General features: G+C 40.9%; 19 protein-coding genes, 4 pseudogenes and 1 riboswitch. Of the genes and pseudogenes, 9 read left to right on the top strand and 14 right to left on the bottom strand.

Annotated features, from left to right (window positions below; genetic code table 11):
- The first annotated feature begins 539 nt into the window (after positions 1 to 539).
- Complete coding sequence (locus B0X70_RS18430; protein WP_217470070.1) at positions 540 to 1,907, top strand: alanine/glycine:cation symporter family protein; 1,368 nt, start codon at positions 540 to 542, stop codon at positions 1,905 to 1,907.
- A 44-nt stretch (positions 1,908 to 1,951) separates the two neighbouring features.
- Here the strand turns inward: B0X70_RS18430 and B0X70_RS18425 are convergent, their stop codons facing one another.
- Positions 1,952 to 3,436 carry an aldehyde dehydrogenase family protein gene (locus B0X70_RS18425; protein WP_217470068.1) on the bottom strand — a complete coding sequence of 495 codons (1,485 nt, stop codon included), beginning with the start codon at positions 3,434 to 3,436 and terminating at the stop codon, positions 1,952 to 1,954.
- A 434-nt stretch (positions 3,437 to 3,870) separates the two neighbouring features.
- Positions 3,871 to 5,007 carry an ABC transporter substrate-binding protein gene (locus tag B0X70_RS18420; protein WP_217470067.1) on the bottom strand — a complete coding sequence of 379 codons (1,137 nt, stop codon included), beginning with the start codon at positions 5,005 to 5,007 and terminating at the stop codon, positions 3,871 to 3,873.
- Positions 5,008 to 5,614: 607 nt separating this feature from the next.
- Here B0X70_RS18420 and B0X70_RS18415 point away from each other — a divergent pair.
- Both B0X70_RS18415 and B0X70_RS18410 read left to right on the top strand, forming a co-directional pair.
- Entirely contained in the window at positions 5,615 to 5,947 is a 333-nt protein-coding gene (locus B0X70_RS18415; protein ID WP_036809121.1) for a DUF6694 family lipoprotein, read from the top strand.
- A 154-nt stretch (positions 5,948 to 6,101) separates the two neighbouring features.
- Positions 6,102 to 6,273: riboswitch (M-box (ykoK) riboswitch) on the top strand.
- Between the two features lie 74 nt (positions 6,274 to 6,347).
- Entirely contained in the window at positions 6,348 to 7,418 is a 1,071-nt protein-coding gene (locus B0X70_RS18410; RefSeq protein WP_217470066.1) for a magnesium transporter, read from the top strand.
- A 450-nt stretch (positions 7,419 to 7,868) separates the two neighbouring features.
- On the opposite strand, the gene B0X70_RS18405 is transcribed toward B0X70_RS18410, so the two are convergent.
- The 4 genes and pseudogenes from B0X70_RS18405 to B0X70_RS25375 form a co-directional block, all read right to left on the bottom strand.
- Positions 7,869 to 8,534: a PAS domain-containing protein gene (locus B0X70_RS18405; RefSeq protein ID WP_040150167.1), complete on the bottom strand. Its 666-nt coding sequence runs from the start codon at positions 8,532 to 8,534 to the stop codon at positions 7,869 to 7,871.
- Positions 8,535 to 8,923: 389 nt separating this feature from the next.
- Positions 8,924 to 9,424: pseudogene (locus tag B0X70_RS18400) on the bottom strand (Na+/H+ antiporter NhaC family protein); the annotation flags it as partial.
- A 140-nt stretch (positions 9,425 to 9,564) separates the two neighbouring features.
- Positions 9,565 to 10,566, bottom strand: a complete 1,002-nt coding sequence (locus B0X70_RS18395) for a LacI family DNA-binding transcriptional regulator (RefSeq protein ID WP_105399578.1) — start codon at positions 10,564 to 10,566, stop codon at positions 9,565 to 9,567.
- A 429-nt stretch (positions 10,567 to 10,995) separates the two neighbouring features.
- Positions 10,996 to 11,073 carry a hypothetical protein gene (locus tag B0X70_RS25375; RefSeq protein ID WP_236545961.1) on the bottom strand — a complete coding sequence of 26 codons (78 nt, stop codon included), beginning with the start codon at positions 11,071 to 11,073 and terminating at the stop codon, positions 10,996 to 10,998.
- Between the two features lie 475 nt (positions 11,074 to 11,548).
- On the opposite strand from B0X70_RS25375, the pseudogene B0X70_RS18385 reads away from it, so the two are divergent.
- The 4 genes and pseudogenes from B0X70_RS18385 to B0X70_RS25370 form a co-directional block, all read left to right on the top strand.
- Positions 11,549 to 12,199 (top strand): annotated as a pseudogene (locus B0X70_RS18385) (Na+/H+ antiporter NhaC family protein); the annotation flags it as partial.
- A 10-nt stretch (positions 12,200 to 12,209) separates the two neighbouring features.
- Positions 12,210 to 12,410: pseudogene (locus B0X70_RS26105) on the top strand (aminotransferase); the annotation flags it as partial.
- An 18-nt stretch (positions 12,411 to 12,428) separates the two neighbouring features.
- Positions 12,429 to 13,883, top strand: a complete 1,455-nt coding sequence (gene nhaC, locus B0X70_RS18380) for a Na+/H+ antiporter NhaC (protein ID WP_217470065.1) — start codon at positions 12,429 to 12,431, stop codon at positions 13,881 to 13,883.
- Positions 13,884 to 13,893: 10 nt separating this feature from the next.
- Positions 13,894 to 14,094 (top strand): annotated as a pseudogene (locus B0X70_RS25370) (aminotransferase); the annotation flags it as partial.
- Positions 14,095 to 14,287: 193 nt separating this feature from the next.
- On the opposite strand, the gene B0X70_RS18375 reads toward B0X70_RS25370, so the two are convergent.
- Positions 14,288 to 14,812, bottom strand: a complete 525-nt coding sequence (locus B0X70_RS18375; protein WP_217470064.1) for a SprT family zinc-dependent metalloprotease — start codon at positions 14,810 to 14,812, stop codon at positions 14,288 to 14,290.
- Between the two features lie 141 nt (positions 14,813 to 14,953).
- Entirely contained in the window at positions 14,954 to 16,126 is a 1,173-nt protein-coding gene (gene metK, locus B0X70_RS18370) for a methionine adenosyltransferase (RefSeq protein WP_036810890.1), read from the bottom strand.
- A 631-nt stretch (positions 16,127 to 16,757) separates the two neighbouring features.
- Between metK and speA the strand changes: the two genes are divergently transcribed.
- Together speA and speB are read left to right on the top strand one after the other, a co-directional pair.
- On the top strand, positions 16,758 to 18,662 hold the full coding sequence (gene speA / locus B0X70_RS18365; protein WP_246593339.1) for a biosynthetic arginine decarboxylase: 1,905 nt from the start codon (positions 16,758 to 16,760) through the stop codon (positions 18,660 to 18,662).
- Between the two features lie 169 nt (positions 18,663 to 18,831).
- The gene (gene speB / locus B0X70_RS18360; RefSeq protein ID WP_214067674.1) at positions 18,832 to 19,755 is read left to right on the top strand and encodes an agmatinase; all 924 of its coding nucleotides are present in this window, start codon (positions 18,832 to 18,834) and stop codon (positions 19,753 to 19,755) included.
- A 198-nt stretch (positions 19,756 to 19,953) separates the two neighbouring features.
- Here speB and B0X70_RS18355 read toward each other — a convergent pair whose 3' ends face one another.
- The 6 genes from B0X70_RS18355 to leuC all read right to left on the bottom strand — a co-directional run bounded on the left by B0X70_RS18355 (position 19,954) and on the right by leuC (position 26,529).
- A complete protein-coding gene (locus B0X70_RS18355) occupies positions 19,954 to 20,145 on the bottom strand; it encodes a prevent-host-death protein (protein ID WP_217470061.1) in 192 nt (63 codons plus the stop codon).
- A 175-nt stretch (positions 20,146 to 20,320) separates the two neighbouring features.
- A complete protein-coding gene (locus B0X70_RS18350; RefSeq protein ID WP_217470060.1) occupies positions 20,321 to 21,034 on the bottom strand; it encodes a TerC family protein in 714 nt (237 codons plus the stop codon).
- Between the two features lie 92 nt (positions 21,035 to 21,126).
- Complete coding sequence (mutH, locus tag B0X70_RS18345) at positions 21,127 to 21,810, bottom strand: DNA mismatch repair endonuclease MutH (protein ID WP_217470058.1); 684 nt, start codon at positions 21,808 to 21,810, stop codon at positions 21,127 to 21,129.
- Positions 21,811 to 22,394: 584 nt separating this feature from the next.
- Entirely contained in the window at positions 22,395 to 24,056 is a 1,662-nt protein-coding gene (gene sgrR / locus B0X70_RS18340) for an HTH-type transcriptional regulator SgrR (protein WP_217470057.1), read from the bottom strand.
- Positions 24,057 to 24,505: 449 nt separating this feature from the next.
- Positions 24,506 to 25,111, bottom strand: coding sequence for a 3-isopropylmalate dehydratase small subunit (leuD, locus tag B0X70_RS18335; RefSeq protein ID WP_217470055.1), 606 nt, complete (start codon positions 25,109 to 25,111; stop codon positions 24,506 to 24,508).
- A gap of 8 nt (positions 25,112 to 25,119) precedes the next feature.
- Positions 25,120 to 26,529: a 3-isopropylmalate dehydratase large subunit gene (gene leuC / locus B0X70_RS18330; protein ID WP_036777460.1), complete on the bottom strand. Its 1,410-nt coding sequence runs from the start codon at positions 26,527 to 26,529 to the stop codon at positions 25,120 to 25,122.

Below are 26,529 nucleotides of genomic sequence, written 5' to 3'. Positions count from 1 at the left end.
GTTCTCTCTCATTCATTAACCCAGGAGGATAAAATGAGTTGAGTGGAACAATAAAACAATGAGGTTATTCAATTATTGTGAAGCGGCTCGAAAAAGATTTAGTGGTTTTATGATGATAGAAAAATATCACATATATTTTCTATTACTCTTTTGGTTGATGTATAAACCCATTCCAGAATAGGGATTTATTTCTTAAAAAATCGATTTTAAAAATAATATTAATCAGTTTACTAATGAGCAAAAAATGGAGTGTAAAGGATAATGTTCTGTTGTTTTACTTTAATGATTGGAAAGGGTTAAATGTTTCGGTAAATTATTTTGATTAAGATAGTGGTTTATACGTAAATATTTTTTAATATATTTGGCGTGATAAATTTTTGAACATTCTAATCTTAAAATTCTATCGAGTGATACCACTCACAAGTATTAAATCTTTTTCCATTTTTACGAAATTTTTTCTCGCATATTTTCTGTAAATATTCTTTATTAAGTTGCTGCGCATATGTTGTTATTTTGTTATGAAATATCCGAGGGAATATATGGGATTAATCACAGAATGGCTGAGTGCTATTAACGGGATAGTATTGGGAGTACCGATGATGGTCGGTCTTCTGGGGGTTGGGTTGTTCATGCAGCTCCGTCTCTCTTTTCTGCCTATACGTAAATTGGGAACGGGTTTTAAATTACTATTTGAGCGTAATCATCAGCGGGGAGAAGGGCAGATATCGCCTTTCAATGCATTGATGACTGCGCTTTCTGCCACCATAGGGACAGGTAATATAGCTGGTGTAGCTACTGCGGTTGTATTGGGAGGGCCAGGCGCACTGTTTTGGATGTGGATAACCGCATTAGTGGGCATGGCAACCAAATATTCAGAGGCGGTGCTGGCAGTCCGTTTCCGTGAGGTTGACAAAAATGGTCACTATGTTGGCGGCCCCATGTATTACATAAAAAACGGCTTAGGTAAAAAATGGGCTTGGTTGGGGACGTTGTTTGCGGTATTCGGCAGTATTGCTTGTTTTGGTATCGGCAATACCGTACAGGCAAATTCTGTTGCTGATGTGCTGCAAAGTAACTTCGGCGTTTCTACCACGGTAACGGCCGTAGTATTGGCGATTCTGGTTGGCGCAGTGCTTATTGGGGGTATTAAACGTATTGCTGATGTCGCAGGTAAATTAGTGCCATTTATGACGGTTGCCTATCTTGCCGCCGGGATTATTGTTCTGGGGGTGAATTTTAGTGAAATTCCCGCGGCATTTGTCCTGATTGTTAAATCTGCATTTACGCCTGTTGCGGCACAAGGTGGCTTTGCGGGTGCGGCAGTATGGGCGGCAATTCGTTTTGGTGTAGCTCGTGGCATTTTCTCTAATGAGGCGGGATTGGGAAGTGCGCCGATTGCTCACGCGACAGCCAAAACCCAAAACCCGATTCGCCAGGGTTTGATCGCTATGCTAGGTACTTTCATCGATACTATTATTGTTTGTTCTATCACTGGCTTAACTATTGTCATTACTGGTGGTTGGTTGAACGGTCAGACAGGTGCGACGCTGACAGCGACTTCTTTCGCTATGGCGATTCCCGGCGGTAACTATATTGTCGCAGGCGCTCTGGTAATATTTGCCTTTACCACAATTCTTGGCTGGAGCTTTTACGGTGAAAAATGTACTCAGTATCTATTTGGGCAAAAAGCTATCATGCCTTTCCGTGTCGTATGGATTATCGCTTTGATGGTAGGCGCTACTCAGTCATTGGATTTTGTCTGGTTATTGGCAGATACATTGAATGCGATGATGGCGATACCAAACCTGATTGCATTAGCCTTGTTAAGTCCCGTTGTTTATCGGCTGACAAAAGAACATATTAAAGATGTCAATGCGGATAGTGTTGATATTAAAGCAAATATCTGAATAAAAGCCTTCCGTTTGGAAGGCTTTTTCATCACAGATTGAGATTATTCTTCACTGGTTTTGATATAGATGTTTTTGATCAGGGTGTAAGAATCCAACATCATTTTGTGTGTTTCTCTGCCAAGACCTGATTTTTTGTAGCCGCCAAATGGTGCATGAGCTGGCAGTTCATGGTAAGTATTAATCCACATACGGCCAGTTCTGACAGCTTTAGCGACGCGTAGTGCACGGTCGATATCCTGTGTCCAGACAGCGCCCGCCAGGCCATAATCAGAATCATTTGCCATTCCGATGACCTCTTCTTCTTCGCTGAACGGAATAACGGTCAATACAGGGCCAAAAATCTCTTCGCGCGCGACTCGCATGTCATTAGTAACGTTGGTAATGATGGTTGGCTGGATAAAGAAGCCATCATCATAACCTTCCCCAGTAATGCGTTTGCCGCCCGTGAGAATGGTTGCGCCCTCTTTTCTCGCAATATCGACATATCCAAGAATTTTTTCCATTTGTTCCTGGCTGACTTGGCTTCCCATTTGAGTATCTTTTGCTAACGGGTCACCAACCTGGATGGATTCGAATTCTACTTTTAAGGATTTGAGGAATTCATCATGAATATCTTTATGCAAGAATAACCGGGAACCTGATTCACACGCTTGACCCTGATTCAGCAAAATAGCTTTGGCTGCATATTTTACTGCCTTTTTCATATTGGCATCAGGGAAGATAATATTGGCTGACTTACCGCCAAGTTCTAGTGTTGCTGGGATCAGCTTTTTGGCTGCGGCTTCGGCTACGGTATAACCTACTCTGGTGGAACCAGTGAATGCCACCTTTTCGACATCTTTATGATCCAAAATGGCTTGACCAACGACTGAACCACGACCTGTAACAATATTAACCACCCCGGCAGGCAGAACTTTATCCAATATTCGACCCAGTTCAAGCAGAGTGATTGGTGTCAGTGTTGCCGGGTTAATCACAACGGTATTGCCCGCGGCAAGAGCAGGAGCCAGTTTCCATGCTGCCATCAGTAGTGGGAAATTCCAGGGAATTACCTGCCCGACAACACCAATGGGTTCACGGATCACCAGGCTGAGTGTATTGGCATCCAGAACTGAAGCTTCATCGGTATGGGAACGGATCACACCCGCAAAATAGCGGAAATGGTCAATGGAGGCCGGTAGATCCATATACAGGGATTCATTTAATGGTTTGCCGGTATCCAGTGATTCAAGGATGGCAAAACGCTCTTGTTCTGCTTCTAGTAAATCAGCAATTTTCAGTAAAGCTGATTGTCTTTCGATGGCGGAGGTTTGACTCCAGGCGTGGAAAGCTTTTTTCGCGGCGCAGACAGCAAGATCGACATCTTCCGCATTACCGGATACATATTCAGCCAGTAATTCCCCTGTCGCCGGGTTATAACTTTTGGTTGTCGCTTTGGATACACTATCTACCCATTGCCCATCAATAAGCATTTTGTAGGATTCAACGGGCAACATCTCTTTCTCAATATCATGTAATCGTTTCATTAATATACTCCGAGTACTTTGGTTTAAGAATAGTTACATCGAGAATCTATCTCATTAGGTTATTTTATTTTCCATTCTTGTTAGTAAAGATCGAATGATTCTCTGTATATCATGTATATAGCCTGATTTCTGTACTTTGCCTGTGTATATGATTTATTGACAATAATGGCCCTGAATTACTGGAATAGATGCTTAATTATTAAGTTTTATATAGTTTCATTATGTGAATATATTTTTACTTTATATTTATTACTTAACCTAATTTATCTTGTCATGTTTTATATTTTTTTTAGCATCAACTATAGTAGAGCACAAAATAATAGATGTCTATTAGCACGTTATATAAAATATTAGGTATATTAACGAACGGAAATTATAAATGAATGGTGAAACTAAGTATCCGTTGGCGTATTCCAACGGATTGAAAAGAAATATTATTTTGCTGTAACCCAGAATATCCCGTTACCGTCAAGAGCGGTAAAGGTTTTATGCAGATATAGGCTATCAGCTTGTGGATCGATATCTTCAAATAACTTCGGATGCAGGAATTTAGCAATGATTTCAACCGCAATGATGTTAAACGGCGTATCGTAATATTGGTGGTACAGTGCTATTACTTGTTTTTCGCGAAATGCTCTTAATACGCTTAATTTAGGGCGTGTCAGTAATTTTTTCAGTCTTTCCTGTGACTGTTTTAGATTGCCGGTGTAGCCTAATGGCACAGAGAAGCTTCCGGGATGGACTTTATCCCAATCTGCGGCGGTCATCAGATAAAACTCAGGATTACTGACGATTAATTGTTCTTCGTTTACCTCACCATCCATACCTGAGAACCAGCGAGCACCGAGGTTATCACCTCCGGCGGCCGTAACAAATTCGCCAAAATTGCCATTTCCGAAAGTTTTACAGCAATATTCAGCGCCTAACATACCTGCGTGGCGTTCGATAAACACCGGAGGACGCTGTTCTTTACCTAACGTACCAACGCGTTGGTTAATAATTTTCATCCTCTCTTGATAAAACTCAATAAATTTTTGTGCATTTTCTTCTTCACTAAATACTTTCCCAAGTAAAACCATACTTGGAATCGTATTTGTTAGCGGATATTGACGGAAATCGATAAAGATAACCGGAATACCCGCTTTTTCTAGTAAAATTATAGTTTCACTATCATTAAGCTTAGTTTGAAGACCAATATCAAAAATAACCAGATCGGGTTTATAAGTCAGCGCTTTTTCGACACTAAAATCGCTTTGATAAGGGCTAGGGAATACCGGAATATCACGCAATTGCGGGAAGTCTTTTTCATAAGCAATGGCTAAATCTGGAGATTTAATTTCCAGTGCATTATCCCAGGCAACAATACTTTTAAGCGGATTATCAGGATGAAGAATATTTAGTGCAATCAATGCTCGGCTGTCAGCCAGTATAATCCGATTAACTGGCGCGTTAACTTTAACTTTCCGGCCAGCAACGTCTTTGACTGTAATTTCTTTTGCTTGCGCAAAGACAGACAGTAACATCAATATGGCAGTCAGAAAATATTTTGCAGTACGGTGGATGATTGCCATTATTCCTCCTTTGAATAAAGAACGCTCTTGGTTGAACCGCATAATTTGACAAATTGGGTCCATATCTACTTATGCTAATCTTAAAATGATAATGATAACAATTTACATTAATCAAATGGTTTTAGTGACTTTAGTAAATAATATTTTGATTTTTTTGCTATTTTTAAATAATAACAATGAGTTGAGCGGCATTCTTGAGTTGAAAATAATTCTCATTTGGTGGAGGATTATGGTGATGGCTGGCAAAAACAGCAAACTAAATTTACCAAATTTTCTGGTAGATTGTGATGATCTCAGTTACATTATTGCTCTGAATATCGGCAATTACTGAGGCTGTATCTGGGACTGTCATGTTGTCGGTTGGTCGGGTGTTTTAGTCGTTTGATAGATTTAGCAGGCAAAAAATCGTTTTTTATGCTGTTGAAGAAATAACAAGTGATGATATTTTGGTATTGTTGTTGCCAATCACAAGGATAATCATGCTGGAATAGCATGATGAGAAATTTCATCTTATTGCTATTCTTTATCGATTTGGCTAATTATAAACGGCTTATTGTTTCTGCTTCTGTTATTATTCCCTTGTTTAATATTCTGTGGGGGGATGAATATGAAAAAATTGTTAGTAATTTGTTTGTTAGGATTTGTATTAGCTGGTTGTGATAACCAACCTAAAATTGATGCGTCTAATGAAATCTCGTTGAAAGTATCCATTGAGAAAGTAAGAGATACGCTACCTGATGATAAAAAAGCGAAGTTTGATGAGTCAATTCAATCAGCTATGTTTAATAGTATCGATTTTAATGATTTGGTTAAATCAGGTGCTAATGGTGACATGAAAGAGTCGAAACAGAAGTTCTATAAATTGCTGGATGGTAAAACCGCTGACCAATTGATTGCTGAAGTTGAAAAAATTGAAGCTAAGAGATCAGAAAATGAGTAATTCCTTCATGGGATTATTAGCATTAAACGGCAATGAGGTGTGAATCTATGCCGTTTTTTTATTATCATCAATAACTTAAATGGAACTTAAACAAGCCAATTTTCAAATTTGAATTATTACGACTATTGCTTATAATGTGCGCCGCATTCTAAGTGCAGTATCTCGTTAGGCGAGGCTCCTATACAAACACAGGTTGCTGATCTCACGACGTCGAGAGACGCCCAAGATTAGGACAGGATATATCGAACCAAGGTATATCCCCATGTAACTTTCTGATAATTCAGGATACGTTGTATAGTGCTAAAACTGAGACGTAGAGATAGCCGTTGTATTCTCTCATCTGGTTTCGCCCCTATGTGAGTGCTGTTTGAAGTTCACAACAGTAATAGGGACCAACATCATGAAAACCACATCCCATGAAAAAATGGATGCATTAGCGATTGCTAGTCATTCTATTAATGAAATAAATGCTGATCAGCAGCGGAAACACCAACTGAAAAATGAAGAGACAACTGTCAGCGCATATATGAGCCAATGTTTCATTTCTGTATCTGTTGCTGATTCTGTGTTGTCGGTAAAGAGTAATTTGATTAATCAGCTTGAGGGTGAACAGATCCCAACTTATTTATATGTCATTGATGATGAAGGCTATCTCAATGGCATATTACCGGTGAAAGTGCTATTAACTGTAGCCGATGATTTATTTGTGTCAGATATTATGAGGCAAAGCTATTTTTCCGTATCACCGGAGCAGTCGCGTCATGATGTTTATAGTTTGATAAATCACAGTGGCATGGATAGTGTTCCAGTTATTCATTTTGGCAAATTAGTTGGGGTGCTACGACCGCAGGATATTGCTGAACTGATTGAAGATGAAAATACGTTGGATGCTCATTTGCAGGGGGCAACTTTACCTCTGGATCAGCCTTATCTGAGCACCAGCCCAATAACATTATGGCGTAAGCGTGCCGGGTGGTTATTATTGCTATTTGTTGCAGAAGCTTATACTGGTGCTGTGCTTAAAGCATTTGAAGATCAATTGGAAGCGGCAATTTCTCTCGCGTTTTTCATCCCGTTATTAATAGGAACGGGGGGCAATAGTGGGACACAAATTACTTCAACCTTGGTCAGAGCAATGGCACTGGGGGAAGTGAGTTTGCGTAATTTAGGGGCAGTGTTACGTAAAGAGATTTCTACTTCATTTTTAGTTGCGGTAACGATAGGTTTTGCTGCGCTTATCCGTGCCTGGATATTAGGCGTCGGTATTGAAGTGACAATTGTTGTTAGTTTGAGCATCATTGCAATCACTCTCTGGAGTGCCATTGTTTCTTCCATTATTCCGATGGTATTGAAAAGGCTTTCTATTGATCCGGCTGTTGTATCAGCTCCTTTTATTGCCACGTTTATTGATGGTACAGGACTGATTATCTATTTCGAAATAGCGAAATTAGTGATGACAGAACTCGTTTAAAATTACCAATAAGATACCCATATTCATTGGGTGTCTTATTGACTGGGTAAGAGTTTATTCCATATTAATATCTTTTTATTAGGAGTGCAAATAGGGTTTTTATTTAAATAAACTTAATGTTTTTATATGTTTAATGTTGGGTTTAATTATCAATAAATATAAATAAAATGAACTGATTTAATATGGTGAAATATATATTAAAAATCACTTGGTTAAATAAAATAAGTTATTTTATGTTTTAATGAATTGATTTTTTTATTTGTCATTAATCGATATTATTTAGATATATTTCCAAATGGTTTATTTTTAATTTTAAATTTATTTGTGGTAATAAATTAGGTGTTTTTTATTATATTGAATATGCCTGAGGTTTTAATAAAACTCTATTTTACCCCAAGCATAATCAGTGACGCGTGTCATAAGGCCAACTGCATCCGCAGAAGAAGCTCTTTAAGTTAATAAAAATTTCTCAGGTATATAATGATAAAGATTATTGACTCGACAATATTCTTCTAATTGAAGAGTGGAGTTAATGTTTATTTTATGATATATCCTGTCTGTATGGTTTTCAATTACACTAGGATCAAGATTCAATATTGTTCCCATTTGATTTATTGTGTATTTCTGTAAGAAAAGGAAAATAATATCCCATTCACGATCAGTAAAGAGATCTGTCGGTGGTTGGAGTAAAATGGATGGGGGAAGTTTATTATGATATTGATACAGACTAGTTAATGAATAATCCTTAGCCTTCCAACAATGATATATAACGCCTATACAACTTCCATCTTCATGATAAAAAGGCATCTTTTCACAGAAATAAGATGATAGAATTTTCTCTTTACCAAATAGATGTGTTTCAAGTGAGCATATTTTTTTCCCTTTTTTCATTACTTCTTGATCATGATGAATATATTCCTTTGCAAATTCAGCGCCATCCCAAGGGAGTTCATGATCATAAAGCCCATTGTAATCAAATGATTGTGAGAAATTTTTGATAGAACTTAACGCTTTATTACCATAAATAAAACATGAAGAACTATCTTTTACTCCCCAAGGTTCGTTACTTATTTCCATTGTATTGATAATCTGAGGTGATATCGTACAGTTCTTCATAAAAACTCCTTGATAATTTGAAGATTAAATAAACGTCCTACTTTTTGATTCCCTGGTTTTTTCTGGGATATAGCAATGAAATTGACTTTTTTCATAAGAATTTTCTAGTTTTATGTATTATGGCCGACTGAAGTGTTTCTTATCATATTCAAAATAACGGGTTATATAGTAATACCTGGAAATATGTTAGTTCAAAAATACATTTATTGGTTAATTGATTATCTTACACGTTCAGATTCATTCTAAGGAATTTCATGATTATAAGGCTTTCTGCAATCAAATAATTTCTCAATATTATGAGTAAATTCTTTTGTTGCTGAATTACCGTAAATAAAGTACGGAGCACTATTTTTTACGCTCCACGGTTTATGACTTTTTTCCCATATGTTAATGAGTTGCGGAGCGATATTTGACATAACATGCTGAACATGACTGTAGAGATCAGTATCGGCAACAATGGCGGCGAAGTTAGTTGAGTCAGATAACGGTGAAATTTTATCGCCGAAATACGCGCCTGAAACAACCGCGTCCGCCGTTGCCGCCAAAGATACATCAAGGCCAGCGGCGACTCCCATCAGAGCGACATCAACTGTTCCGGCTGACCTCCATGACGTATTGGTACAAACTGAGATAACACTCGTGATAAAGAGAGCAGCAATTAGTATCATGATTACTGGCATCGCTTTAGATAGCTTTGCCACAATAGCATCGATAATGTCATTCCAGCGATAACCCTGCCAATATGCCAAGGCTGCTGTTATTCCTGCTGATATCAGCAATAGGGATTCGATGCGTAAATTCAGTTGACCATATCCAATAATTAACAATAAGAGCATTGCTGCGATTGGCAACATAGCAAGTCCCAAATTAAGTTTTTTCTTATCATCCATATTAAAACTCCATTTTCAGGTGGTTGTTGAAACAGAATAGTGAATTTATTTCGAACGAGATGTGACAGAGATTACTTGTCTATGTAATTTGTTTCATGAGTTGTGAAATGTAATCTGTATATCGCTTTTACGTTTATTACTTACTCAATTAAAAAAACAGAATCTCTGATAACGAGTTCGGCTGAGAACATATTCATCTGTGGAGTTATTTCTTTTTTGGCACTGAGGTTCAATGCCAGATTAGCCGCCCGTTGAGCCATTTTTTCTATTGGGTTGTGTACAGTAGTTAAGGGGGGATAAAGATATCGGGCCGGCACAATATCATCAAACCCAACAATCGACAGTTGTTCCGGTAATTTAATTTTCCGTTGATGTAAGGATCGCATCATACCGGCAGCCATGACATCATTAAATGTTACTGCTGCGGTAAAGCCGATACCGCTCTCTAAGAGCTTTTCTGCTGCCAATTCCCCACCTTTTTCGTTGAATGGCACACTAATAACCCAATTGCCAGGTACTGTGATACCCGCATTAGCCATTGCAGCCTGATATCCTTCCAGGCGAAGCCTTCTATCATCGATCGGTAGATCTGCCGTCACACAAGCAATTTTTCGATGGCCGTTTTGAAGAAGATAGTTGGTAGCAGTCTGAGAAGCGCTGACATTATCTAACCAGATACACCGATTGGCGATAGCAGGAAAATACCGATTGATAATCACCAATCCTGGTGTATGAGCTGCATAACGTAATACATCTATGTCACTCATTCTACTGACATGCGCTACTATTGCTTCGCATCCTTGGTTGATTAAAAAATCTAAGGAGGATTTCTCGAGTTCAGCTTGATGTCCTCCACTACAAACCATCAATTTTACTTCTTTCTTCCGGGCGATTGTTTCAACCCCGCGAGCCAAAAGCGAAAAAAAAGGATCAGCCAAATTACCGGTAAGTAAACCCAACATATTCCCGCACCTTTTCGCTAATGCAAGCGCGGCAGAATTACGATGGTAGTTGAATTCACGCATAGCTTTATCTACACGCTCACGAGTGCCCGGTTCAACGTAAGCGGTATTATTAATAACACGACTTACAGTGGCCACGGATACTCCAGCTTTATGGGCTACGTCTTTCATTGTGGCCATAATCTTTCCTTAGCAGTTATGTAAAATAAATATGAGGAATAATCATATCTCAATTTATTCAAATTATCATGAAAGGATTTGTATACCTTATTTCAAGTGAATAATGTGAGTTGGGCTTATCTGAATAATATTGAGTGAACGGTTTAACAATAGAATAAGAGTGATTGGGAGTATGAACATGATAGGATTTTCAATATACCGACAAATATACCAACGATGAAATCCTTAGATCTGGCTAAGAAGGTGATCCATGTCACTAATCTACTGAAAGTCATGTCTCTCTGTCACTTAAATCATCCCCCTTGATTAAGTGACAGAAAAGCTAGAACAGAAGTATCCCCTTCAATATAGCAGGAAATAGTTCATAGATTTAAGGTATTTTGGTGGAATATAAAGATCGTAATCATTTTTTTCGCAAAAAAGCTTCAATTAAATAATTTTTCCAATTGATAATTTCGCATGGATACTTTTAAAATATCTTTCCAAGGTACGACATGAAATGTTCATTTCATTAGCAATGTCTTCATTGCTAATACCTTGTAAAAATAAAAAATCACCATCCACTCTTTCTCTGTCAATATATTGTTAGGTGGTCTTAACCTAGCAGATATATACCCGTCATTTTTCAAGCTGCCTCTTATTAGCAAGAATAGTTATTTGTTCTATAGGGAATTCCCTTATAGTCAGAAGTATAGAATAACGAATTTGTTTCAAATGGAATGTGAGATGAGTTTGCTGTTCATGTAACCGGTTTTATGAAGTGTAAAAATATGACTTGTGTATCGCTTTATAGTCTTGCTTATAATACATTGCCAAGTGTCAAAAAATTCTTAAAGATAAAGTAAGTGAAACTCGTATGGAATATACTTGTTTATCTTAAAAAACCAGAAATTTAAGGATACGATTAAGTAACTAGTCCTATTTAAACATTATACTTAATTCTTCTATAATAAAAAATTACATTAAAATAGATAGATATTCAATAATGCATTTAATGTATACCACTATTCCCGGCTTTGTTTTAGCCGCTATTGTTTATTTTATGCTGGACATACAAGCTTAACAGGTAACGTGGCAACACCGGAAAAAGTCGCAGAAATCGTGCAATCTCTTGAAAGCCTGTATCACTTCAATTTATTGCTGATTTTGCCACCGATACTGATTTTGTGCATTTGCATTTGCATTTGCTGGCGCTTTAGCGCTCACTGGTGCCTTGACCATCATCATTAACCGGCTTCTACAAGTTGTTCACACAACCGGGCAACTTATCGCTGCAACCTTGGTAACAACTATTCTGGTAACGGGCGCAACCTGCAACGGAAAGTTGGCTCTCCTCATCCCAGCGGAGCTGTTTAAAGGAGCTTATCGTCGCATGGGACTGGATAATAAAAATCTGTCACGAACAATAGAAGATGGCTGTACCGTCATAGAGCCGTTGATCCCCTGGACTGCTGCCGGTATTTACATGGCGACTACATTGGGTGTCAGTACGCTTGAACTGCTACCTTGGGCTATCCAGTGCTATGCCGCCGTCTTCTTTGCTCTTATTTATGGCTTTACTGGTTTCGGTATCGCAAAAATCACGCCGGAAAACTCCTTAAATAAAAAGGAAATCCAAAGTGAAATTGCCTGATTTCAACTAGATAATCGATCGTTACAATACAAGCTCTGTTAAGTGGGATTTTTTAAATCGTCATTTGCACTTAAATAGGACTGACCTGCTGCCAATGTGGGTGTCTGATTTCGATTTTCAATGCCCAAAGAAGTCCTGCAATCACTACTACCAGTCAGCAATAGACTGGTTTTCAAGACGTCATAAATTGACCTTATACCGTGATTGGTTCTTAAATTGGAGTTTTTATATGGATGATAAGAAAAAGCTTAATCTGGGACTCGCTATACTGCCAATTGCAGCAATGCTCTTATTGTTGATTATTGGATATGGTCAACTGAATTTACGCATTGAATCCCTATTACTGATATCAGCAGGAATAGCAGCTATCCTAGCGTATTGGCAAGGCTATCGCTGGAATGACATTATCGATGCTATTGTGGCAAAGCTAGCTAAAGCGATGCCGGTGCTGATGATACTGATTTGCGTCGGCGGGTTAATTGGGACTTGGATGTTCAGCGGAACCATACCTTACATGATGTATTGGGGGTTAAAACTGATTAGCCCTCAATACATACTGATTGCTGCTTTCTTTATCACGAGTGTTATCTCAGTTTGTACCGGTACGTCATGGGGGTCAGCCGGAACAGTTGGTGTCGCTCTGATGGGAGTCGCCGCTGGCCTTGATGTATCTTTGGCGGCAGCGGCGGGAGCGGTTGTTTCAGGTGCGTATTTCGGCGATAAAATTTCACCGTTATCTGACTCAACTAATTTTGCCGCTATTGTTGCCGATACTGATCTTTACAGTCATGTTCAACATTTGATGTATACCACTATTCCCGGCTTTGTTTTAGCTGCTATCGTTTATTTTATTGCTGGTCATACAAGCTTAACAGGTAACGTGGCAACACCTGAAAAAGTCACAGAAATCGTGCAATCTCTTGAAAGCCTGTATCACTTCAATTTATGGTTGATTTTGCCACCGATACTGGTTTTGTGGGGAGCAATAACAAAACGTCCGGTGATACCCGTCATGCTTGCTGCCTGTGCATTGGCTATTGTACTTGGCATAGGTTTCCAAGGGCTCACCCTTAAACAGGGCCTTAATGCGTTGATAGATGGTTTCAATCTTTCTATGTTCTCTGACCAGGGACATGACATCACTGGAGTCGTTAGCGATGTCTCCCGTCTGCTCAATCGGGGTGGTATGTCATCAATGATGAGTACTATCCTGCTTGCGTTCTGTGCATTTGCGTTCGCCGGTGCTTTAGCACTCACTGGCGCTTTGACCATCATCATTAACTGGCTTCTACAAGTTGTTCACACAACCGGGCAACTTATCGCTGCAACCTTGGTAACAACTATTCTGGTAACGGGCGCAACCTGCAACGGAAAGTTGGCTCTCCTCATCCCAGCGGAGCTGTTTAAAGGAGCTTATCGTCGCATGGGACTGGATAATAAAAATCTGTCACGAACAATAGAAGATGGCTGTACCGTCATAGAGCCGTTGATCCCCTGGACTGCTGCCGGTATTTACATGGCGACTACATTGGGTGTCAGTACGCTTGAACTGCTACCTTGGGCTATCCAGTGCTATGCCGCCGTCTTCTTTGCTCTTATTTATGGCTTTACTGGTTTCGGTATCGCAAAAATCACGCCGGAAAACTCCTTAAATAAAAAGGAAATCCAAAGTGAAATTGCCTGATTTCAACTAGATAATCGATCGTTACAATACAAGCTCTGTTAAGTGGGATTTTTTAAATCGTCATTTGCACTTAAATAGGACTGACCTGCTGCCAATGTGGGTGTCTGATTTCGATTTTCAATGCCCAAAGAAGTCCTGCAATCACTACTACCAGTCAGCAATAGACTGGTTTTCAAGACGTCATAAATTGACCTTATACCGTGATTGGTTCTTAATTGGAGTTTTTATATGGATGATAAGAAAAAGCTTAATCTGGGACTCGCTATACTGCCAATTGCAGCAATGTTCTTACTGTTAATTATTGGATATGGTCAACTGAATTTACGCTTTGTTTGAAATTAAGAGTTTTTGGAGGGTTTGTTGATAGAGGAGGATGTTGGTTCATATATTATTGTTATAAATCTTTATAAATTAGGATTGAAAGAATCTATTGATTTAGCAATAAGCTTTTTCCCACATTTTTGGCAGATATAATGACTCTCTCCCCGTAATATTTTATTATGGCGTCGCAGGGTTAGCTCATGTTGCTGGCAATTACAGTAATAAGTAAAAGTTTGACTACGTACTGAGTCAATTTTAAATTTGTGTGTACGGTTAGCTGGAACGTTCAATACTTCTTCCATCATCCAACGCCACTGTTTCCCATGTGGCGGCACTTTCCCAAAGTAGCGATAAACCAATAGATGAGCTAATTCGTGAGGCACAACTTCGTCAATAAAAGCTTGTTGATTTTCAATCAATAACACTGAATTAAGGCGGATTTCCCAATTTTTTATATAGGCGCTGCCTGCGGTAGTTCCCCGTTGGCGATAATTTATTGTAGGTTCAGGAAAATCACAGTTGAGATATAAGTTTGCCTGTAACAGTTTCTGCCGCAAAGTATTGATAACGGCTTGTTGTAAGGAAATTGGAACGCTAGCTGATTTCATGTGTTGAAAATAAATAGGTAAGGATTAGTAAATTTTATTAAAAATCCTTGAACAACCGATAGTAATATTTTTAGGGCTTCTTCGGTCGTCAGCTAATGTTAAAAAGCCCGGTTTAGTTATCCAAACCGGGCTTTTATATTTTTACATATTCATCGCTGATAGCTTCAAACCCGCAGCGTCACGCAGTGCTTCTGCTTTATCAGTGGCTTCCCACGGGAACTGTGGACGACCAAAATGACCATAAGCCGCAGTATCACGATAGATTGGGTGTAATAGATCCAGCATCTGAATCAAACCATAAGGACGTAGATCAAAGAATTCACGTACCAGCAGAGTCAGAGTTGCGGTTGAAACTTTTTCGGTACCGAATGTTTCCACCATGATGGACGTGGGTTCTGCAACGCCGATAGCGTAAGAAACTTGAATTTCACAACGATCAGCCAAGCCAGCAGCGACAATATTTTTTGCTACATAGCGTGCTGCATAAGCCGCTGAACGGTCGACTTTGGAGGGATCTTTACCAGAGAATGCTCCACCACCATGACGCGCCATACCACCGTAAGTATCTACGATAATTTTACGGCCAGTCAGACCACAATCACCCATCGGGCCGCCAATGACAAAACGACCAGTTGGGTTAATGAAATATTTGGTTGTTGGATTTAACCATTCAGCAGGCAAAACCGGCTTGATGATCTCTTCCATGACGGCTTCTTGCAGATCTTTCTGGCTAATATTTTCAGCATGCTGTGTGGAAAGTACAACCGCGTCAACGCCGACAATTTTGTCGTTATTGTATTGGAACGTGACTTGGCTTTTAGCATCGGGACGTAACCAAGGCAGTACACCATTTTTTCGAACTTCGGCTTGACGTTGAACCAGGCGGTGCGCATAGGTGATAGGCGCGGGCATGAGTACGTCAGTTTCGTTGGTTGCATAACCAAACATTAGACCTTGGTCGCCAGCACCTTGTTGCAGGGGATCTTCACGGTCAACACCTTGGTTAATATCCGGTGACTGTTTACCAATGGCGCTTAATACTGCGCATGAGTTCGCATCAAAACCCATTTCAGAATTAACATAACCAATCTCTCGAACTGTTTGTCGCGTAATTTCTTCAATATCAACCCAAGCGCTGGTGGTAATTTCACCACCAACCATGACCATGCCGGTTTTAACATAGGTTTCGCAGGCAACTCGTGCTTTTGGATCTTGTTCCAGGATAGCATCAAGAACGGCATCAGATATTTGGTCTGCAATTTTATCAGGATGCCCTTCGGAAACAGATTCGGAAGTGAAAAGGTATGTGGTCATTATATAACGTTACCTTAAAGTATAATTTCAGTTTGGAAATGGATGGATTAACATCTAGATGGCTATTTTAGGATAATTCTTATTCATGCGCTAGATTTTTTTAGTTCAGTGAGTAATTTTCATCGGGTGAATAATAATTTCTTGGTTTATATGTCAGTTTCTGTCAATTTCATTTTGCAATTTTATGTAATTGCGAGTATAAACAGCGGCCGTAGTTGAATGATTTGTGCTACAGACTCGCAGAAAGCTAAACAGCTTCTGTTTCTCAATCGAGAAATGGCTCCTTAAATATGAGTCATGTGTGGGGGTGAATGGGGTAATGAACCATTATCTGCTGATTGCAAATGGCCAACAGCCACACTTGTCGTCGGATGTATCCGCGTCTTTTTCCTTTCTTTTCAATATGTCTTTAGTTCGATGTTATCTGTTGTCTGCAAACAGGTCGGATATGTCGGACAGGCGTATTGTCACTCGGTAATTTTGTCATTGTTTAGTAGTAACTAAACGCTTATTTACAACTTGAGAGCATGCTTTTCCCTGATATTTCTCAACACGCGAGAGTATAGCGTTTGGGTTTATTTATTAATTACAGGCGAAGGTGAAAAACTCTAACTCCCTTAAGGAGACTGCCATGAATGATAATATCGCTCGTAAAATGCAACAGACTTACAATATTGCATACTGGGGAGGGAGTTACTACTACGTCAATGATCTTGGCAATGTTAGTGTGTGTCCAAATCCTGATTTGCCGGGGGCGAGAATCGATCTTGCGGAATTGGTGAAAAGAGTTCAGCAGGAGCAGAAAAATTTGCGCTTGCCGGCGCTATTTTGTTTCCCTCAAATCCTGCAACATCGTTTGCGTTCAATCAACGCTGCATTTAAACGTGCTAGAGAGTCATATGGTTATAAAGGCGATTACTTTTTAGTTTATCCCATTAAAGTTAACCAACAACGCCGCGTTATTGAAGCACTGGCTAGTTCCGGCGAACCTTTAGGGCTTGAGGCTGGCTCCAAAGCCGAGCTAATGGCGGTGCTAGCGCATGCGGGCATGACTCGTACCGTTATCGTGTGTAATGGATATAAAGATCGTGAATATATTCGTCTGGCGCTGATAGGTGAAAAGTTAGGTCACAAGGTTTATTTGGTGATCGAAAAAATGTCTGAGATTGCCCAGGTATTGGAAGAAGCTGAACGATTGAATGTGATCCCTCGCTTGGGAGTCCGTGCACGTTTGGCATCTCAGGGATCAGGTAAATGGCAGGCCAGTGGCGGTGAAAAATCGAAGTTTGGTTTGGCGGCGACTCAGGTGTTGCAATTGGTTGAGACTTTACGCGCAGTGGATCGACTTGATAGTCTGCAATTATTGCATTTTCACCTTGGCTCGCAGTTGGCGAATATCCGTGATATCGCGACAGGCGTCCGTGAATCAGCGCGTTTTTATGTCGAGTTACATAAACTAGGTGTCAATATTCAATGTTTTGATGTTGGTGGTGGATTAGGTGTCGATTATGAAGGGACCCGTTCTCAATCTGATTGTTCTGTGAACTATGGGTTGAATGAATATGCCAACAATGTCATTTGGGGTATTGGTGATGCTTGTGATGAGCATGGTTTACCCCATCCGACAGTTATTACAGAATCCGGTCGCGCCCTGACCGCTCATCATACCGTCTTGGTATCCAATGTTATCGGGGTTGAGCGTAATGAATTTACGCAGACGACGCCACCGGCAGAGGATGCTGCCCGCCCGCTCGCCAGTTTGTGGGAAACATGGCAGGAGATGCACTCGGAAGGAAATAGACGCTCTTTACGTGAATCGCTACATGATGGTCAGCTCGATCTGCATGATGTTCATACACAATATGCTCATGGCATGTTGGATTTAAAGGAGCGGGCGTGGGCGGAAGAGTTATATCTGAATATCTGTCACCGTATTCAGCAGGATCTTGATCCAAGCAACCGCGCTCACCGGCCAATTATTGATGAGCTGCAAGAGCGTATGGCAGACAAATTCTATGTGAATTTTTCACTGTTTCAGTCTATGCCTGATGCATGGGGTATTGATCAATTGTTTCCTGTGTTACCCATTGAAGGGCTGGATAAGCCGTTGGATCGCCGTGCGGTATTGTTAGATATCACTTGTGACTCCGATGGTATTATTGATCATTATGTGGATGGTGATGGTGTAGCAGCGACAATGCCGATGCCTGCTTATGATCCTGATTGCCCGCCAATGATTGGTTTCTTTATGGTGGGAGCATATCAGGAAATTCTTGGCAATATGCATAACCTGTTTGGCGATACAGCGGCTATTGATGTTTATGTATTCGATAATGGCGAAGTGACCTATAACCAAAGTGAAGAGGGGGATTCAGTCGCTGATATGCTGCAATATGTGAAACTGGACCCTAACGTACTGATGGCTCGTTTCCGTGATCAAGTAAAAAGCACGGATTTGGATACAGGTTTGCAAGAGCAATTTTTACTGGAATTTGAAAGTGGTCTTTATGGCTACACATATCTGGAAGATGAATAATCTTCTGGTGTTAATTAAGCCTCCTGTATACAGATAATGTTATTTATATAAACCAGATACAGAATGCAGAAAAATGGGGTTATCTCAGAAATACCCCATTTCGTCATGGCATGGGTATTCTGGTATTAAATAATTTTGTTCTGTCAGGAAACTTTTGAGGATATATCTCATGACAATAAGTACCTTGGGCAACCAACAAGATGACTCTTTGGTTTCTAATGCCTTCGGTTTCCTGCGCTTTCCGTTGAATTTCCAGCCATATTCTAGCGATGCAGAGTGGGTAATTACCGGGGTGCCATTTGATATGGCAACATCAGGTCGTGCGGGTAGCCGCCACGGGCCTGCGGCTATTCGTCAGGTTTCGACTAACTTGGCATGGGAAAGCCGCCGTTGGCCGTGGGATTTTAAATTACGCAATTGTCTTAACGTTGTGGATTGTGGTGATTTAGTCTTCAACTTTGGTGATGCTCAGGATATGAGTGATAAGTTGCAAGCTCATGCTGAAAAAGTGCTGGCTTCCGGTAAGCGTATGCTCTCTTTTGGTGGCGACCACTTTATTACTTTGCCTTTGCTACGCGCTCATGCCAAACATTTCGGCAAAATGGCTCTGGTTCATTTTGATGCTCATGCTGATACCTATCCAAATGGCAGTCAATTTGATCACGGCACCATGTTCTATCACGCGCCAAATGAAGGGTTGATCGACCCGCATCGTTCAGTACAAATTGGTATTCGTACTGAACATGGACGGGACAATGGTTTTACGGTGCTGGATGCTGATCAGGTTAATGATCGTAGTGTGGATGATTTGCTTGCTCAGATAAAAGAGACGGTTGGTGATATGCCGGTTTACCTGACTTTCGATATCGATTGTCTTGATCCGGCTTTTGCGCCAGGTACGGGTACACCCGTCATTGGTGGTTTGACAACCGATCGAGCACTGAAATTACTGCGTGGTTTGCAACCGCTAAATATTGTCGGTATGGATGTGGTGGAAGTCGCTCCAGCGTATGATCAGTCTGAAATTACGGCTCTGGCAGGTGCGACTATTGCACTGGAGATGCTCTATTTACAGGCGGCTAAGAAGCGCTAAGTAGTACATAGTTTTAATAGAGTCTTAGGGGATAGTGAAATAAACTCGTACTGAGTTGTGGAGCTATCCCCTTGAAATTCGGCTATTTTGATTGATGTAACCTTTATATGCTTTTCTGGATTCTCTTTGTCATTTTTTACATGCGAGCATCAATTAACCGAATGCCATTAAGAACATGTTTATCAAGCAACAAATGTTTCACTTGTCACCTTCAAACATGAACTGAATTTCCCGATCTGCATTGAAAAAATCCTCTCCTATAGTAATAAGATCTGCGAATCCTCCAGGAACTCTATCTGGTTGGGTTATTGGTACAATCTGGACATAAGGTTTATCAGCTAATTGGCTTAAATTACTTTTGGTTTCATGCATATTTGCTTGGATAGTCATAATAAAGCCCTCATACTTGGCTAGATTAGCTAAATATAATAAAGAATGCTGAAATAACCGGCAATTTTTTTGCTGCATAGAATTGAGATGCCGCAGTGTTGAACTGGGCATCTACTAGTAGCATACTTTTTAAATCAAAGAATGATATTTTCTTAGCGTTATTGTAGCGCTATATCTAATTTCTTTTCTTTTTCCCACGCATGAGATTCAGTGTTTCTACTGCTATTGAGAAGAACATAGCGAAATAGATGTAACCTTTAGGTATATGCACTTGTACGCTTTCCAGAATAAGGGTAAAGCCCACAAGGATTAAGAACGACAGCGCCAGCATTTTGACTGAGGGGTGACGGTCAACGAATTCGCCGATAGGACGAGCGGCTAGCATCATAACACCGACCGCTATGATAACGGCTGCCATCATAATGAATAGGTGATCGGACAGACCAACAGCGGTGATGACTGAATCCAGGCTGAAAATAATATCCAGCAACATAATCTGGATGATGGCTCCCAAGAAAGAGTGAACAGGACGTTTTAGCTCTCCTTCATTGTCACCTTCGATAGCTTCGTGGATTTCTTTGCTGGCTTTCCAGATCAGGAACAGACCACCGAAGAATAGGATTAAATCACGGGCAGAGACATCATGCTTAAAAACTGTCAATATCGGGTAGGTCAGTCGAATAACCCAGGCAATAGATGCTAACAGCGCCAAGCGCATTAGCATTGCTCCCATTAGTCCGATCTTACGTGCTTTATTTTGTTGATGGCTAGGGAGTTTTGCCACAACAAGTGACAAAAAGATAATGTTATCAATCCCTAAAACGATTTCTAGAATTGTCAGGGTGGCAAGCGCCATCCAAGCCTGGGGATCAACAATCCATTCTAACATTGCTTATTAAAACCTTAAGGTAAAAATCTAATTATACGCGCGATTAGGTGTAAGGTAAGTATGTCAATGTAAAAATCAGTCAGAGCTCAACGTTAAATCAAAAAATGGCGGGCCAATAGAGGGGCGGTGAAATTTTTCCTCAGATAGAACCCGCGAGGCAGAGTCATAATAGGCTGGCCGTGTACTCCGATTGCTTCGGTTAATGCTTTGCTGTTAGCCGCTTTTGGGCGTAACTGTAATACTTCGCCATGACGGGCGGTAACGCTCTCTACTTTGCCAAGCACGATGAAATCCATTAATTCTTCCCAGTCACGACGCAGTAACTCTTCCTCTTGTTGATTGGGACTCCACAATAAAGGGGAACCAACTCGGCGTTCGGCTAAAGGAATTTCCCGTTCGCCTTCAACAGGTATCCACAGCACTCGCGATAATTTGCGTCTGACATGACAACTTTCCCAGGTAATACCACTGTTCCCTGTTAGCGGTGCAACGCAGACAAATGTTGTCTCCAGTGGATAACCTCTTCTGTCCACGGGGATGGTTTTAAGCTCAATACCGATATGTTCGAAATCTTGCTCTGGCTTACTGCCGGCACTTGCACCGAGGTAATATTCTAGCAACATGCCCACCCAGCCTTTATCTCGTTTCAGATTGGGAGGGATAGGTAAATTTGCTTTTGTCGCGAGTTCTCCCATTGATAAGCCAGCCAGAAGGTGGGCGCATTCAAGCAATTGTTGCTCGTTGTCTGGTGGTGGAGGGGAAAAAAGAGTGCTCATTTGGGATATCCGTTTTTTAGGTCAAAAAACAGCCTTAGTTTCTGTGAATAATAAATTTGAGGTTCATACAATAGCTAACAAGTGATAATAGCATGATATACAAACATTTTTTATTGCTGTTTCAAATGTTGTAAAATTGACACCCGTTCTTGTTCACCTATTGCCGGTAATAATGAACAGGATCTTACACCATGTTATCCACAGTTTTATGGGATAAGTAGACAAAAATGAGATCACTGGTTTGATTTACAGGTTTGACTAACACTTTTTTCTACAAAAACCGCTGTTTTTTGCTTAACTAAAAAGAATAACTTGTGGATAACATGATGTTTGGTTGTTTTTTGTTCTCATCAACTAACGTTGTCCATTATAGCCGTGACTGACGTTAGAAATAACGAGGTAAATAGCTGCTATTTCAATGAAAAATAAATACTATTTCATTTTTTGTCTATAAATTGATAATTCATAATATAAAGCTATACCTGAATTACCCCTGCCTTTTTCACATAGATATCCACAGAAAAAGTGAATAAAAGCGAGTTTGTACACCTGTGTATGTTCATAACTCTGGCCTTTTCTGTGAATTACCCTTCAGATGGGTTGAACCAGGCAGATTTGAAATCAAACCAACCAAAGGTGTTCATTTTGACTCCCCGCATACTTCTCTGTCCCTGTAACTCAAGCCAGTGGTGGAACAGTGGATGCAGCCAATGTTCATCAATTATTTTTTCACACCACTCTTCAAGCGATAACTCTTGTTGTCGCCATTGTGATACTTCTTTACTTAAATCATTACCAAGGCACTTTTTCAATAATGGCATCTCGTACAGCGTAGCGAACAGCGAAAACTCCAGAGGATTATAAAAGTTGGCGGTAGCAAGCCAGAGGTCACTTTCGGTGTTGCCATTGAACCATGTGTCATAATCCACGATGTTGATTTTCAATTCGACGCCGCACTTGGCCAGTATGGCTTGCAGGATCTGGCTGATTGTGTGGTATTCGTGATGTTGATGGCAAAGCGTGACGGTCAGATGGGTAATATCCTCTGGTTTGTTCAATTCAGATATCAGCTTACTGTGATGCCAGCGTAGTAATAAACCATAAGCGGGTGACCAGTGGCGTTGATAAAAGGGGTCACAGTGCGCTAGTAGATTTATCGGTGTTAGCAGGCTGCATAGCCATTGGCGAACCTCTTCTCTCTTACATTTAGTTGAACGATGGTCGTGTAGTAGGAAATAACAGCCCTCTTCTATCCTGCTATCTAACGAGTTATTATCCGTGCTGTCACTTTCCAGATGCAGAGTTGTACAAACCAGTTTCTCGGCGAGTTCCGGTAGAAACCATATGTTCACTTGATCAATCAGCGCCCGAAAGCCAAAGTAATTATCGAAGGCACGAATTTGTAGTTTCTGAGCGCTGTTTTTTATGACCTGGTAAGGACCGGTTCCCACTGGCATACGAGAGAAGTTCGGTAACTTTTGCCACTCTTGAGGCAAGATCATGGCATGTGGGCTGCCGATTAATAAAGGGAGCCAGAGATCGGGTTCTGAAAGAAAAATATCAATCACATAGGGTGTGGGCGTGGTGACTTTTTCAATATGAGAAAAAAGAGGCAGGTTGCGTAATCTTTGTAGCGAAGCAATGACATCCGCCATCTGTAATTCTCTGCCGTGGTGAAAATGGATGGCCGGCCGTAGATAAAATCGCCAATGATTTGAGGATAATTGTTGCCAATGATGAGCTAAGTCAGCTTCTGGTTCCCCATTTTCCTCATTTATGCGGGTTAGGCTATTAAATATCTGCCTGACCAGATGAATTTCAGAACGGCGTAACGGTGAACCGGGTAGAAGATTAGGAAAGGGGCGATAATAGAGTATCCGCAGTAAGTTTTTTCCCTGACGGAAACGGCGTTCAATCTGGGAGAGTACCATATGACGGACTGTATCTTTATCACCAACCAGTTGGACCAACTTCTCAACGTTATGTTGCTCAAGTAACTCTTCAGCTCGTTGTTGTTGAAGTTCCCAGCCATCGCGTAAGAAATTCAGTTGAGAACGTTTCCCTCGACCAGACTCTGCCTGCCACTGTAACCAGCCAGCTTTCTGCATATTGTTGAGCAGTGAACGGATATGACGTTTTGAACAATGCAGCACATTTGCCAGCTCTTGTAATGTTGTTTCAGCCTCTTTTCCTTGATGGTGTTGCCATAATCGAATGAATTGTTGTTGTAAGCGTGAACTGGGCATAAAAGAGGAACTCCAGAGTATTATTCATCAATTTTTATTTCCTTATATTGAGACGATAATTATCCATATTGAAAGTAGCTCAATAGGCCAGACGAAATCTGGCTTCTCCCCCAATTTTCTTGAGTAATGGTGATTTGCCAGCCAGTAAGAAAACTTACTGGCTTTTTTTCTTATTGTACATTATGTACTCCTCGCTTCTTTTTTACATGTTAAGCTTAAAACGAGTAATAATCTGGCATTGGTGGCGATTTGTCCAGCCACTATCGCTATTTTATCTGTTAATTTCTTTTAAATGTGATGTGGCGTGATTAAATATTAGTTAAGACATTGTATGTGGCTGAAAAGTGACTGCCTGTATGAGTATAGACGTGGTGGGATTGTTCTTGCCTTTGACGTCGATAGAAAAATCCCGTAGTAGAAAACTACGGGATGAATCAATAAAGGAAAAATTAACGCAGAAAAACCGGTTGTTCCTGCTCGTAGGCTGTTATGGCGTCCAGATGTTGTAATGTCAAGCCGATGCTGTCCAGACCATTCATCATACAGTGACGCCGGAAACTATCGATTTCAAAAGCATAGCTTTTATTGCCAGCGTGAACTTTCTGTTGTTCTAGATCGACAGTAAAACGACAAGCTTTGTTTTGTTGAACCAAATCAAATAGCTCATTGACATCTTTATCGTTCAGTTTTACTGGCAATAACTGGTTGTTGAAAGCGTTACTGTAGAAAATATCCGCAAAACTTGGGGCGATAACCACTTTAAAACCATAATCCGTTAGTGCCCAAGGCGCATGTTCGCGGGAGGAACCGCAACCAAAGTTTTCACGAGCCAGAAGAATACTGGCACCCTGATAACAAGGCTGATTTAATATGAATTCAGGATTAGGTTTTTGTCCAGCATCATCAAGAAAACGCCAGTCATGAAACAGATGTTGACCAAATCCTGTACGAGTGACTTTCTGCAAGAATTGTTTGGGAATAATGGCATCAGTATCGACGTTTGCAGCATCTAAAGGAGCAACCAAACCGGTATGTTGAATAAACTTTTCCATCATTCTCTCCTTTATGACTTCTGTGCTGGGTGGCGTATATCGATAAAATGGCCATTAATCGCTGCTGCTGCTGCCATCGCTGGACTCACCAAATGGGTGCGTCCACCCCGTCCTTGGCGCCCTTCAAAGTTGCGGTTACTGGTAGAAGCGCAGCGTTCACCGGGTTGCAGGCGGTCATTGTTCATTGCCAGACACATGGAACATCCAGGTAAGCGCCATTCAAAACCGGCTTCTATGAAAATTTTATCCAAACCTTCTGCTTCTGCTTGTGCTTGAACAGGGCCTGATCCGGGAACAACGATTGCCTGAACGCCAGGTGCAACTTTATGGCCTTGTGCGATGGCGGCGGCAGCCCGTAAATCTTCAATCCGGGAGTTGGTGCAAGAGCCGATAAAGACTTTATCGATCTTCACATCGGTTAGCTTAATACCGGGTTTCAAATCCATATAAGCCAGTGCTTTTTCAGCAGATGCACGTTCGACAGGATCACTAAAAGATTCGGGCGCAGGAATGGCTTGATCAATGGCGATCACCTGTCCAGGGTTTGTTCCCCATGTTACCTGCGGAGAGATCTCTTCTGCATTAATGGTAATAACGGTGTCATATTGTGCATCAGGATCAGATTTCAATGTCTTCCAGTAAGCAACAGCTTGTTCCCACAGCTCTCCTTTTGGTGAGAACTGGCGGCCTTTCATATAAGTAAAAGTGGTTTCATCCGGTGCGACCAAACCAGCTTTAGCGCCCATTTCAATTGCCATGTTACATAAAGTCATACGGCCTTCCATGCTAAGCGCTTCAATCGCCTTACCACAGAATTCCACCACATACCCGGTACCACCCGCGCTACCTGTTTTGCCGATGATCGCCAGAACGATATCTTTGGCGGTGATAGCATTACCGACACCACCCATCACTTCGATTTTCATAGTTTTAGCGCGGGCTTGTTTTAGGGTTTGGGTGGCGAGTACATGTTCAACTTCAGAAGTGCCAATGCCGAAAGCCAGTGAGCCGAATGCCCCATGCGTTGCGGTATGGGAATCACCACAAACAATTGTCATGCCCGGCAGGGTTATGCCCTGTTCAGGTCCGATGACATGAACAATCCCCTGATAAGGGTGGTTGAGATCATATAATGTGATACCGAATTCGGCACAGTTTTTCATCAACTCCTGCATTTGAATACGAGCCATGTCACCACAGGCGTTAATATCTTTTGTTTGCGTGGATACGTTATGATCCATTGTTGCGAACGTTTTACCTGGCTGGTGCACTGGGCGGCCTTTGGTGCGCAAACCATCAAAGGCTTGCGGCGAGGTCACTTCATGAACCAGATGACGATCAATATAGAGTAACGGGGTTTCATTCGGTACTTCCCGGACAATATGGGCGTCATATAATTTTTGATATAAAGTTTTAGCCAT

The sequence above is a fragment of the Photorhabdus akhurstii genome, assembly GCF_019090985.1.
Lineage (GTDB): Bacteria > Pseudomonadota > Gammaproteobacteria > Enterobacterales > Enterobacteriaceae > Photorhabdus > Photorhabdus akhurstii.
This window is presented reverse-complemented; position numbering and strand designations above follow the sequence as displayed.